The 12,863-nt window shown below is 32.2% G+C and carries 12 protein-coding genes; 9 read left to right on the forward strand and 3 right to left on the reverse strand.

Annotated elements, in window-relative coordinates; translation table 11 throughout:
* The first annotated feature begins 200 nt into the window (after positions 1-200).
* From JK634_RS15690 to JK634_RS15725, 8 genes are all read left to right on the forward strand, one after another.
* Entirely contained in the window at positions 201-773 is a 573-nt protein-coding gene (locus tag JK634_RS15690; RefSeq protein ID WP_202768666.1) for a TetR/AcrR family transcriptional regulator C-terminal domain-containing protein, read from the forward strand.
* Between the two features lie 142 nt (positions 774-915).
* Positions 916-1,896 carry a DUF5692 family protein gene (locus JK634_RS15695; protein ID WP_202768667.1) on the forward strand — a complete coding sequence of 327 codons (981 nt, stop codon included), beginning with the start codon at positions 916-918 and terminating at the stop codon, positions 1,894-1,896.
* 141 nt (positions 1,897-2,037) lie between these two features.
* Positions 2,038-3,807 (forward strand): oleate hydratase, encoded by a 1,770-nt coding sequence (locus JK634_RS15700; protein WP_202768668.1) that lies wholly within the window; start codon positions 2,038-2,040, stop codon positions 3,805-3,807.
* Positions 3,808-3,834: 27 nt separating this feature from the next.
* Entirely contained in the window at positions 3,835-4,506 is a 672-nt protein-coding gene (gene hypB / locus JK634_RS15705) for a hydrogenase nickel incorporation protein HypB (protein WP_202768669.1), read from the forward strand.
* Between the two features lie 24 nt (positions 4,507-4,530).
* Positions 4,531-7,227, forward strand: a complete 2,697-nt coding sequence (locus JK634_RS15710) for an FAD-dependent oxidoreductase (protein WP_202768670.1) — start codon at positions 4,531-4,533, stop codon at positions 7,225-7,227.
* A gap of 18 nt (positions 7,228-7,245) precedes the next feature.
* Positions 7,246-7,587 (forward strand): hydrogenase maturation nickel metallochaperone HypA, encoded by a 342-nt coding sequence (gene hypA, locus JK634_RS15715; protein WP_202768671.1) that lies wholly within the window; start codon positions 7,246-7,248, stop codon positions 7,585-7,587.
* Between the two features lie 151 nt (positions 7,588-7,738).
* Positions 7,739-8,599: an aldo/keto reductase family protein gene (locus tag JK634_RS15720; RefSeq protein ID WP_202768672.1), complete on the forward strand. Its 861-nt coding sequence runs from the start codon at positions 7,739-7,741 to the stop codon at positions 8,597-8,599.
* Between the two features lie 185 nt (positions 8,600-8,784).
* On the forward strand, positions 8,785-10,833 hold the full coding sequence (locus JK634_RS15725) for a methyl-accepting chemotaxis protein (protein ID WP_207753654.1): 2,049 nt from the start codon (positions 8,785-8,787) through the stop codon (positions 10,831-10,833).
* 64 nt (positions 10,834-10,897) lie between these two features.
* Here JK634_RS15725 and JK634_RS15730 read toward each other — a convergent pair whose 3' ends face one another.
* Entirely contained in the window at positions 10,898-11,530 is a 633-nt protein-coding gene (locus JK634_RS15730) for a GNAT family N-acetyltransferase (RefSeq protein ID WP_202768673.1), read from the reverse strand.
* A 158-nt stretch (positions 11,531-11,688) separates the two neighbouring features.
* Positions 11,689-12,006 carry a CGGC domain-containing protein gene (locus JK634_RS15735; RefSeq protein ID WP_202768674.1) on the reverse strand — a complete coding sequence of 106 codons (318 nt, stop codon included), beginning with the start codon at positions 12,004-12,006 and terminating at the stop codon, positions 11,689-11,691.
* A 174-nt stretch (positions 12,007-12,180) separates the two neighbouring features.
* On the opposite strand from JK634_RS15735, the gene JK634_RS15740 reads away from it, so the two are divergent.
* Complete coding sequence (locus JK634_RS15740; RefSeq protein WP_202768675.1) at positions 12,181-12,594, forward strand: YbgC/FadM family acyl-CoA thioesterase; 414 nt, start codon at positions 12,181-12,183, stop codon at positions 12,592-12,594.
* A gap of 31 nt (positions 12,595-12,625) precedes the next feature.
* Here JK634_RS15740 and JK634_RS15745 read toward each other — a convergent pair whose 3' ends face one another.
* The gene (locus JK634_RS15745; protein WP_202768676.1) at positions 12,626-12,862 is read right to left on the reverse strand and encodes a hypothetical protein; all 237 of its coding nucleotides are present in this window, start codon (positions 12,860-12,862) and stop codon (positions 12,626-12,628) included.
* Position 12,863 lies beyond the last annotated feature (1 nt).

A 12,863-nucleotide genomic window follows, 5' to 3' on the forward strand; every position in this document is an offset into this window, starting at 1 on the left:
TTGTACACTTCCTTTTTAGTGGGGAATGTTTTTTAGATTAGTTAATGTAAAAGAATAGTAAAATTGCCATTTAATTAATATTCAATTAATGTTATAATTTTAACAGATAACGTTTTCTGAAAGTGACTTCTTATGTGGCTGGCACCATGAGGTTCAAATTTTTATTAGTAAATTAATACTTTTGGATTAAAGGAGAAGTTATGAAACAGAAGGCTAAAGCTGCAATAATTGAATCATTTAAAGAATTATTAAATAAGAAATCTATAGACAAGATTACAGTAAAGGAAATTTGTGAACACTGCAATGTAAACAGACAGACTTTTTATAATCATTTTACAGATATTATGGACATTTTCAAATACATATTTTTTAAGGAACTATCAATGGACATTGCTCAAAACAGAACTTTTGAAACTTGGAGTGGTGGATTCCTAGCTACAATGAATTATCTCAAAAAAAATTCAAAAATGATTCTTCATGTATATAATTCTTCTTATTTGACTGAAGCAAATACCTTCTTTATAAGCCTTTCGAATAGATTACTGGATGATGTGGTTGAAGAATGTGTTAAAAAAATGGAAGTAAAATTAAATGATAAAGATCGAAGTTTCATAGTTAATTTTTATAGACATGTGTTTAATGGATTAATGACAGACTGGGTAAACGAGGGGATGGAGGAGGAACCGGAAATTATCCTAAAAAAGCTTTTGGTTATGATAACAGGAAGTATTCCTCGCTCTGTTAGTGCTTTTGTAAAAGAAGAAATAAAATAATATTTTTCAAATTAGAAAAGTGTTCAAAATTGGACACTTTCTTTTATTTGTCTATTGAACCTTGTTTGTGAAAAAATGTAAAATAAAGTTAATGGGACAACCAGCTTAAAATATTAATTGTTTATATTAAGGAGGTTATATTATGTTTGTTTTCAACTACTCTGATGGTGCATCAGCAATCAGTGTGTGGGGTGTTTGGATAATTGTATTTATCGCACTCTTTGGATTTAATGAAGTAGCCCGAAGGTGGAAGTATGTTGGATTTTTCAGTTTTGTTATTTTACCAATTATATTATCAATGTTATGGTTTACAGTATTAAAAGACACCACTTATACTGACTGGTTCCATTTAGCTAAGGTGTATTCATCTACAGCTGGATGTATAGGTTTCTGGTGTATTAGGCATGTGAAATGGACCAATAAACGTACTGGCAGGGTATGGAGATTAGCGGATAAGAAATGGGCATTATGCTTTCCACCACTTATTCTAGCTATAAATATCATGGAAGCAGTTTTCCGTGATTTCGAAGTTGGACTTAATTATGCTGGTGGAGGAATTTTAAAAGATGAAGCCATGTATGTACTTGGTGGTTCTTGGAATTTTATGAATGGTATAGCAGGTATTTTAAACATTATAACCATAACTGGTTGGCTTGGAATTTGTATAAAAAAACAGACAGCTAAAGATGGTAGCAAAGATATGCTATGGCCAGATATGTTGTGGTTTTGGATAATAGCATATGACTTATGGAATTTTGCTTATACTTATAACTGTTTACCAGGCCATTCTTGGTACTGTGGTTTTGCATTACTTCTAGCACCAACTCTTTGTGCCTTTACAGTGGGAAAAGGAGCATGGCTTCAGCACCGTGCACAAACTCTAGCAATATGGTGTATGTTTGCTCAGACATTCCCAGCGTTTATTGATAAAGGAGCTTTTGCTGTTTCATCATCTTATAATGAAACACCACTTTTTGCATTTAGTTTTGCTGCATTAGCTGCCAATATACTAGTATTCCTTTATATGATTTATAAAGTAGGTAAGACAAGAAGAAATCCTTATCTTGGAGAACTTTATACTGATTTAAAAGAACATAAGGAAATAGGAGCACTTGCAGAATAGACATCTTCAAAGCTAAATGAACCTTTTAGGGTTATAGAATTTAAACTTTTAATTTAGACAAATTGAGCATTTTGTCTATTGTTATGTGTGAAATAATTATCTACAATTTGGTTATACAGTTAAAAGATGGAGGTACTTTAAATGTATTATAGTAATGGAAATTATGAAGCATTTGCACGTCCTTTAAAACCTGAGGATGTGGATAAAAAGTCAGCATACTTAGTAGGAGCAGGCTTAGCAGGGTTAGCAGCAGCATGTTTTTTAGTACGTGATGGACAGATGAAAGGTGAAAATATTCATGTATTAGAAGAACTCAATATATCTGGTGGTGCTTGCGATGGGATTAGAGATAATGAAAAAGGGTTTATAATTCGTGGCGGCCGTGAAATGGAAAATCACTTTGAATGTTTGTGGGATTTATTTCGCTCAATTCCTTCAATCGAAACAGAAGGGGTTTCAGTTTTAGACGAATATTATTGGCTTAATAAGAAAGATCCAAACTATTCATTAATGAGAGCAACTATAAACAGAGGAGAAGATGCTCATACTGATGGAAAGTTTGGATTAAGTGAGAAGGCATCAAAGGAAATAGTAAAGCTATTTATGACCAAAGATGAGGATTTATATGATAAAACTATAACAGATGTGTTCACAGATGAATTCTTTTCTTCTAACTTCTGGCTTTACTGGAGAACAATGTTTGCCTTTGAAGATTGGCATAGTGCCTTAGAAATGAAGTTATATATTCAAAGATTTATTCACCATATTGGAGGACTTCCAGATTTTTCAGCACTTAAGTTCACTAAGTTTAATCAATATGAATCATTAATTAAACCAATGCTTAAGTATTTAGAATCTCATGGTGTTAAGTTCCAATACGATACAAGAGTTACAAATATTATTTTTGATATAAATAGTGGCAAAAAGCTCGCAAAGAAGATTGTTTACATGCGTGGGGGCAAGGAAGAAAGTATTGACCTTACAAAGAATGATTTAGTATTTATTACAAATGGAAGCTGTACAGAAAATTCTACTCTTGGTGATCAAGACCATGCACCAGTATTTAATGATTATATTGGAGGCTGCTGGGAACTTTGGAGAAACATCGCAAAACAAGATAAAGCCTTTGGTAATCCAGATAAGTTCTGTACAGATACAAAGAAAACAAATTGGGAGTCAGCTACAGTAACTACACTTGATGATAAAATTCCTCCATATATTGAGAAGATGTGCAAACGTGACCCTTTCAGTGGAAAGGTTGTTACAGGAGGAATTATAACAGTAAAAGATTCAAGCTGGCTACTTAGCTATACCTTGAATAGACAACCTCACTTTAAGGAACAGCCTAAAGATCAACTTGTTGTTTGGGTATATGGACTATTCTCTGATGTTCCAGGAGATTATGTGAAGAAGCCGATGAAAGAATGTACTGGAGTAGAAATCACTGAGGAATGGTTATATCATATGGGTGTTCCAGAAAATGAGATTCACGAAATGGCTACAAATTCAGCACGTTGTATACCATGTATGATGCCATATATTACTGCCTTCTTCATGCCAAGAGCAAAAGGGGATAGACCGAAGGTTGTACCAGATGGAAGCGAGAACTTTGCATTTATAGGACAGTTCTCAGAGACAGTACGTGATACAGTGTTTACAACAGAGTATTCAGTTAGAACAGCTATGGAAGCCGTATATACTCTTCTTAATGTAGATCGCGGTGTACCAGAAGTATTTGGTTCTGTTTATGATATTAGAGTTTTACTAGATTCTACCGCTAAGATGATGGATGGTAAAAAACCAATTGATATGAAATTACCATTCCCACTAGGTTTTGTTAAGAATAGAGCGTTAAAAAAGATATCAGGAACAGTAGTAGAAGAAATACTAGAAAGATATAAAATAATCTAGCTCAAGATATTTGGAGGGTTAGCTAATATGGAAGAGTATAAAGTACTTGAAATTAAGCAAAGTGTTTTTGAAGATAATGATAGACAGGCTGAGCTTTTAAGAAAAGAGCTAAAAAAAGAAAAGACCTTTTTATTAAACTTAATGTCATCGCCAGGTTCTGGGAAAACTACAACAGTTTTAAGAACAATAGAAGCTTTAAAAGATGAAATGAAAATTGGAGTTTTAGAAGCAGATATTGATTCAGAGGTAGATGCGAGCACTGTCTCTAAGACTGGTGCAAAGGTAATTCAATTGCACACAGGAGGCATGTGTCATTTGGATGCTGACATGACAAAACAAGGTCTAATAGGGCTAGGGACAGAGGGTATAGAATTAGCCATTTTAGAAAATGTAGGGAATTTGGTATGTCCAGCAGAATTTGATACAGGAGCATCTAAAAATGCAATGATTTTAAGTGTACCAGAGGGAGATGACAAGCCATTAAAATACCCATTGATGTTTTCAATTGTTGATGTTTTATTAATAAATAAGATTGATGCAATAGATTATTTTAATTTTGATATAGAGGCAGTAAAAGAACGTGTTAAAAAATTAAACCCCAATATTAAAGTTATTCCAATCTCAGCAAAAACAGGAGAAGGAATGGATGAATGGGTAGAATGGTTACGCTTGGAAGTAAATAATTGGAGGGAAAATTAGCAGTTATTTTTAGGGGGAGTTAATATGGTAAAGAAAAAAGTCCTGGAACTAGCTAATAAGATTGCTGCTGGTATTACAGGAGGTATAATTAAAGTAAAACCAACAGATCCTGAATATAGAATTTTAGAGCCTGTTACTTCAGATGAAGAGGCAGAAGTTGCACTTCACTTAGAGATTCGTAAGCCTAAGACTGTGCAGGAAGTAGCAAAGCTATGTGGTAGACCTGAAGATGAAGTGGAAAAGATTTTATACAAAATGGCAGTGGACGGCTCAATAAAATTAGAGAAAGAAGATGGAGTAGATAAATACTTCCTTGAGCTATTTGTACCTGGGGTTATGGAATACATGATTGATAATAAAGAGAATGTAGAAAAGTATCCAGTAATTGCAGAGTGTTTTGAAGAGTATACAAGAAAACTAGGTATCATTATGGCAGGAAATATTCCTATTGGCCTAGGGGTAATGAGAGTAATTCCAATAGAGAGTGCTATAGATGGAGATACCAGAAGAGCTTCTTATGAAGAAATCTCATATTTGCTTAATAAGAACGAGGTTTTTGCTGTTACAGATTGTGCTTGTCGTGTATCCATGAGAGTTAAAGGGGAAGGTTGCGGACACACAGTTGAAGATATATGCATTCGTCTTGGTCCAGCTGCTGAATACTATATTCGTACAGGAAAAGGCAGAAGTATTACAAGGGAAGAGGCAATAGCTATTTGTGAAAAGGCTGAAAAAGAAGGGTTAATGCACCAAATACCTAATTTATCTGGCCCAGGAAATGCTCTTGCTATATGTAATTGCTGCGGATGTTCTTGTTTTGGTTTAAGAAATGCAAATCTATATAAAAATCCTGATTGGTCAAGATCAAATTATGTTTCGCAAATAGACACTGATAAATGCGTTGCTTGTGGAGAGTGTGTTGAAAATTGCCCATCAAATGCCTTAACTTTAGGTCTAAGCTTATGTACTAAAGAAAAGCCTATAGAACCTCAAGAAAAGGACACTCCATATGATACTCCTTGGGGAAAGGATAAATGGGATCTAGATTATCGTCATAGAAAAGTTGTTGGGGACAGAGGCACAAGTCCTTGTAAATCAGAGTGTCCAGCACATATAGCTGTACAAGGATATATTAAAATGGCGTCTCAAGGAAGATATAAAGAAGCATTAGAGCTAATTAAGAAGGAAAATCCATTCCCAGCAGTTTGTGGTCGTATATGTCCAAGAAAATGTGAGTCTGCATGTACAAGATCAGGCTTAGATGAACCACTTGCTATTGATGAGATTAAGAAGTTTATAGCAGATCAAGACTTAAAGGGAGAATACCGCTATGTACCTGAAAAGAGAGGGGACAGAGCAGAAAAAATAGCTATTATTGGTGGGGGACCAGCTGGACTATCATGTGCGTATTTCTTAGCAGTTGAAGGGTATAAGATTACGGTTTTTGAAAAGCAAAAAGTACTTGGTGGTATGTTAACACTTGGAATTCCAGCCTTTAGATTAGAAAAGGAAATAGTAAATTCAGAGATTGAAGTTTTAAAAGAACTTGGGGTAGAATTTAAAACTGGAGTTGAAGTGGGAAAAGATGTTACACTTCAGGAACTTAGAAATAGTGGGTATAAAGCATTTTATGTAGCTATTGGTGCTCAAGCTGGTAGAAGCCTAGGCTTAGACGGGGAAGAAGCTGAAGGGGTTATAACTGGTGTAGATTTCTTAAGAAAAGTAAATCTGGGGGAAGATACAAAACTAGAAGGAGAAGCTATCATAATTGGAGGAGGAAATGTTGCAATTGATGTAGCAAGAACTGCTGAGAGAGTGGGAGCTTCAAAGATAGAGATGTATTGCTTAGAAAGTAGAGAAGAGATGCCAGCCCTCGAAGAAGAAATTGATGAAGCACTAGCTGAAGGAATCAATATCAATAACTCCTGGGGTCCAAAAGCAATTCTTCATGAAGATGGCAAAGTTATAGGTGTAGAATTTAAAAAATGTATTTCTGTTTTTGATGAGAATAAAAGGTTTAACCCTAAGTTTGATGAAAAGATAACTAAAGTAGTTAAAGCAAATAATGTCTTGATTTCAGTAGGACAAGGAATTGATTTAGGAAGCCTATTAAAAAACACTAAAGTAGTATTAAATCCAAATAAAACCTTAAAGGTTCAACCTCTTTCTTTTCAAACTGAGGAGAAGGATATATTTGCTGGGGGAGATGTAGTAACAGGACCTAAGTTTGCTATAGATGCCATTGCATTAGGTAAGCAAGGTGCAACTTCTATCCATCGTTATCTTCATGGAGATAATCTAGAGTTAGGACGTGAGAGAGAATACCGTGCTTTTGATAGAGAAAACTTAGATAAGGATGGTTATGATAGACTTCCAAGACAAAGGGCGGTTCATGTTGATGGAAGTAAGTCAAAATTAACCTTTAAAGATTTGCGTTCTACATTTACAGAAGAGCAGGTGAAGAAGGAAACTGAGCGTTGTCTAGGCTGTGGTGCTACAGTTGTAGATCAATATCAATGTGTAGGTTGTGGAATGTGTACTATTAAATGTAAGTTCGACGCTATTAAGTTAGTAAGAAAATATAATAGCGCTGGGGTAGAGTTTAAAGATATGAAATCTACTGTAATTAAACACGTATTAAAGCGTCAGGGAAGAATTGCAGCAAAGAAGGTAAGAAAATCATTTAAAGCAATTATCCCAAAGAAAAAGCAAGAGGTTTAATATTGAGAGGTGAGTCCATTGCATGAAATTGGAGTTATGATGGAAGTTGTAAAAACAGTAGAAAACTTCGCTAAGAAAAATTCTATAACTAAAATTGAAACCTTAGTTTTGCAAATTGGTGAGTTATCCTCAATGATACCCAGATATATAGAAGCTTGCTTTCCAGCTGCAGTGGATGGGACTTTGCTTCAGGATACCAAACTGAAAATTGAAGTATTGCCAGGCAATGCTATGTGTAAAAAGTGTAATAAGGTTTTTAATCTTATAGAAAATAACAATAAATGCCCACACTGCGAAAGTAGGGAATGGGAAATATTAAGCGGCAGAGAATTTATGATTAAAGAAATTGTTGCATGTTAAAAGGTTTGAAAGCATTAATCCATAAAGGATTAGTGCTTTTATCTTTATTAAATATCCAAATTGTGTTACTTTTAATTATTGATAAGAGGCTTAGACATTGATATTATGGATTAAAAGAATGATTAAGTTAAATATCTAAGGAGATATAAAGATGGATGATTTAGAAAATAAAGAAGTAAAAGCAGTAAATGGGATTAAGGTTCCTAAGCTAGGCTTTGGTGTACATAATCTAGGTGAGGAAGAAGATATTGAAGGTGTGGTTAGTAAAGCTATAAGAGCTGGATATCGTAATTTTGATATTTCAGAAGAATACACAAGTAAAATTAATTTTGGAGAAATCATTCAAAAAAGCAATTTATCGCGAGAAGAATTCTTTATATCCTCAAAAGTTTGTAATTGGGACAATAGGTATGAAGATATAAAGCAAGCATTTATAAAAGTATGTAAAGACCTAAACTTAGATTATATAGATATGTGTTTATTGCAATCTGAGGCTACTAATTATAATGAGGCATGGAAGGCTTTAGAAGAGTTATATTCAGAAGGGAAAATTAAAGTCATTGGTGTATCTAATTTTGGGATTAAAGAATTAGAAGAATTAATAGAGAACTCTAAGATTTCACCTATGTTAAATCAAATAGAAACACATCCTAAATTACCTCAAAGCGAATTATACAATTATCATATTGAACATAAAATCTTACATGAATCATTGAATCCATTAGGAGAAGAACGTGAAGGATTACTTGAAAATCCAATACTAAAATTAATATCAAAAAAATATGGTAAAACTGCTACTGAAGTGATTTTAAAATGGCATATGCAGCGTGGAAGTATAGTGATTTTAGATCTACAAACGACAGAAAGAATAAAAGAAGATTTTAGCTTACTTGATTTTGAATTAACTAATGGTGAAATGGATGCAATAAGTAAATTAAACTTAGATATAAAACAAACAAACCCAAAGAAGAATTGGCTTTTTAAAAGTTTTATAAAAATATTTGACAAATAATAATTCGAATTATGTGAAATGATTTTTAACCATTAAAGGTTATTATGAAAAGAAAAAAACCTTTACGCTAAGGATTACTGTAAGATACAGCCATAACTTACACTTGACACTAAATATTCCTCTAGATTACTAAAAACTTACCGATAATATAAGTGGCGGAAAATTAAATCTTGGAGGGAGAAACAATGAAAATTAAAACAATTAAAAACAAACTAATTTTAACCTTTCTTTTAATTATTTTAGTGCCTATGTGTACTACTGGTATTATTTCTAACCTAGTACTTTATAACAGTCTTAAAACTTCTTATTCTAGTTCTATAGAGAAATCTGTAACTGGCGTAAATAAAGTTGTAGATGAATCCTATAATGGTTATGAAGCATCATTATCTCAGATAACAGAAAATTCTATATCAAAAACTTCATTAGCTAATCCTAATGGAGCCATAGTGAAAAAGGAGCTTAATGGAATAATAAAAAGTAATCCAAAGATACTAAATGCTTATATTGCAACTGCAGATAAAAGCATGTACATATTCCCGGAGACAGAACTTCCAAAGGGCTATGATCCAACAGTGAAGTCTTGGTATAAGGATACAATTTCAAATGATAAAATACTTTGGCAAGATGCATATAAGGATGTTGCAACTGGAAAGATGGTAGTGACTGCTACAAAGAAAATAGTCGATGAATCTGGAAAAGCAATAGGGGTTGCTGGAATAGATATTGATATTACTAATATAGCAGAACTAGTTAACAGTACTCAAATTGAGAAAACTGGTGAAATACTGCTTATGGACAGAACTGGAGTAGTAATAGCATCGAAGAATAAAGACATATTACAGAAGAACTTAAATCCTGATAGAGTAAATACTAATGCAGATACTCAGGATCAAAAGATGGAGAATGCATTTAAAGATAAATCAGAAGTAGCTTGGATGAAACCAGTAATTGAAGGTAAATCAAGTTCAATCCAAACAAAGCTTCTTGGAAAAGATAAATTAATATATTACATAAGTAACGATAAATCTGGCTGGAAACTTGTTGGTATGATGGATACTAGTGAAGTATACTCTAAAGTTCTTTCTACCATTGGAATAACTGGTGGCTTATTCATATTATTTATAATAGCTGCACTTTTAGTTGGCTTTAGGATATCTAAAAACTTAACTAATCCAATTAATCAATTAAAAGAAGCTATGAAAAAAGGAGAAGCTGGTGACTTAACAGTTATAACAAACATAAAAAGTTCAGATGAAATTGGAGAATTAGGTGGAAGATTCTCAAATATGATTGATAGTGTTAAGAATTTAGTTTTATCAGTTAAGAATTCAGCTGATGATGTATTAAAATTTTCAGAAATTCTAACAAGACAAGCAGATGAAGTTTCAACATCTTCAGAAGAAATATCTAGAGTTATGGATGATATTGCAAGAGGAGTTCAAGAGCAGGCTACAGAAGTAGACAAGGCTGCTGGAATTGCTACTGATTTTAATAATAGCTTAACTATTATAAAAGAATACAATAGTAAGATGAATAGAGAAAGCCAAGAGATGGAGACAAGCAGTGAAAAAACAATGGCTGCATTCAAAGAACTTAAAACTAAAAATGAAAGCACAATAAATGGTGTTTCAGAAACAGCTAAGAGTATTGGAGTTTTAGTAAAAGAAACTGAAGATGTAGGTCAAATACTAAGCACAATACTAGAAATTTCTGAGCAAACGAATCTTTTAGCATTAAATGCAGCGATTGAAGCTGCAAGAGCTGGAGAATCTGGAAGAGGTTTTGCTGTAGTTGCAGAAGAAGTTAGACAACTTGCAGAACAATCAGGTACATCAGCAGAAAACATAAGAAATATAATTACTAGAGTTATTGAAACAACTAAGGTTGCAGCAGCAAATATGGATAACATTAGAGCTGATGTAGAAAATCAAAACTCAGCAGTTACTTATACAGAACAAAACTTTGTAAGTCTAAATAAGTCAATTGAAAGTATAGTAGAAAAAATAGAAGCAATGAATAAAAACATAGAATTGATGCTGTCTAATAGTGAACTACTTACTTCAAATATTCATAATATATCAGCTGTTTCAGAAGAATCAGCAGCTGCAACAGAAGAGGTTAATGCAGGTGTTGCTAACCAATTAAATGATATACAAAATGTAAAAACACAAGCAGATGAACTTCATAGATTAGCACAAACACTAGAAAACTTAATAGAAAAATTCCAAGTTTAATATTAATAAAAAATGACGTATTGCAATCCATGATGGAGAGCAATACGTCTTCTTTATTTATAAGCTATTTAATTGATTTAACGAAACATGTAACTCCATTTTCAATTGCTTCTGTAAATTTCATCTTCTTAAGATATTTAATATGAGAAGCATTTGATGAATAACAGATGAATTTATTATATCCCTTATCTAAGAAATACTCTTTACTATTTTCATAAATAAAGGTTCCAATTTTAAAATCCCTATATTCAGGTATAACAAAATCTAAATCAATTTTTAGGGTATCGCTTTCTTTTTCTGATGCGATAAAAATTCCAGCAGGCACTAAGTTTCTTAAAATATAAAAGCCAACAGGTGTATTATTAGAATCATATTTAAGATTGCTAGAATAGTTTTTAATATCTTCTTGATAGAAATCTAGAAAATTCTTAAAGTAGTTAGAATCACTTTCAATTGGCATTATTTTAAAATATTCTTTTGTACCATAGATTTTTATAAGATAGTAAACATTAATTATGCAGATACATAGGTTCATAAAACCTACAGGGAAAGCACCTATTAAGAAGCCATATAAAGAAAATATTGCGGATCCTAATAGGTTAATCCACCTTAATTTTATTATAGAGCTCATAAGTAGAGAAATTAAAACAATGAATGAGGCTATATACCCCAAAGCTTCTAAAAAATTATTACTCATATTGTAGTCTCCCATAGCTATTATTTTCTGTATTCTAGTATAGCTTAAGAGTAAATAAAAGCAAAATCAGAAAAAAGCTCAAGAAAATAAGTAAGCGCTACCATATTATTATTTTCAAACTGTTTCTCTTGTTTTTATAGTTTTAACTTGTCCATAATTTAATCATGAGTATATCCAATAATATTAAATTCTTTAGATAAGATTTCAATAAAATCATCATACATTTTGCAATTTATTTTTATACATGTAGATATGTGTATAGTATCTACCCCTCTATTTTTCATTTGAGTAGCTCTATGTAACATTTGTTCTAGTGAATTATCAGAGCATCCATTGCAATGAGTAAAACATATTATTTCAGAATTCAAACCATAATTCTTAAAGGAAGCATTTCTGTCATTAAAAGCCTTAAAGCATCCATAGCTTGAGCAGACCTTACTTTCGTTAAAACATGTAATAATACCAATATTATTCATAAAAACAACTCCTTATATAAGCTTACTGTATATTAAGAAGTATAAATTATTATAGATTAGTAATCCTCCTATATTTCATTTTCTAATTTTGCGGTATATATTACGTTCCTTTATTAATTGTTACAATTGCTATATAATATGTACATAGAAATTTTAAAATAAGGGGCGATTTAAGTGTACATAAGCGAAACAAAAATTGTTGTTAGATATGCAGAAACTGATCAGATGGGAATAGTACATCATTCTAATTATTATATTTGGTTTGAACAAGGTAGAACTGATTATATAAAAGAAAGTAATATGAGTTACAGTGATATGGAGGAAAGAGGAATATTAATGCCACTAGCTGAAAGCAGTTGTAAATATATTCAAGGCGCTAAGTATGAAGATGAATTAATAATAAAGACTTGGGTAAGTCACTTATCTCCAGTGAAAGTGGTATTTAATTATTCTGTGATTAGAGAAAAGGATCAAAAGGAAATTTCTAAAGGAAGTACAGTACATGCTTTTGTAAATAAAGACCTTAAGATAATGAATATTAAAAAGACTCATTCAGATATTTATGAGAAATTACAAACATTGATGTAGTAAATAGAGAAAAGATCACTTTGGTGTAATACTAAAAGTGGTCTTTTTTATCTATCTCATCAAGTTTTGATAATATTAAGTATGTACAGGTAACTATTATAGAACCAATTAAGCATACACCTGTTAGTGCTGCGATTATAAATGAATCATTAGTAGATGAGGAATCTGATGCAATTAGAAAAGAAACAAATCTAATTAAAAAGTAAGTCCCTAGAAATAAGACGATTGAGGTTATGATTTTATTAATTTTATTAGCTTTATCTGTCATA

The organism is Clostridium paridis (assembly GCF_016765615.1).
GTDB classification, from domain to species: Bacteria; Bacillota; Clostridia; order Clostridiales; family Clostridiaceae; genus Clostridium_T; species Clostridium_T paridis.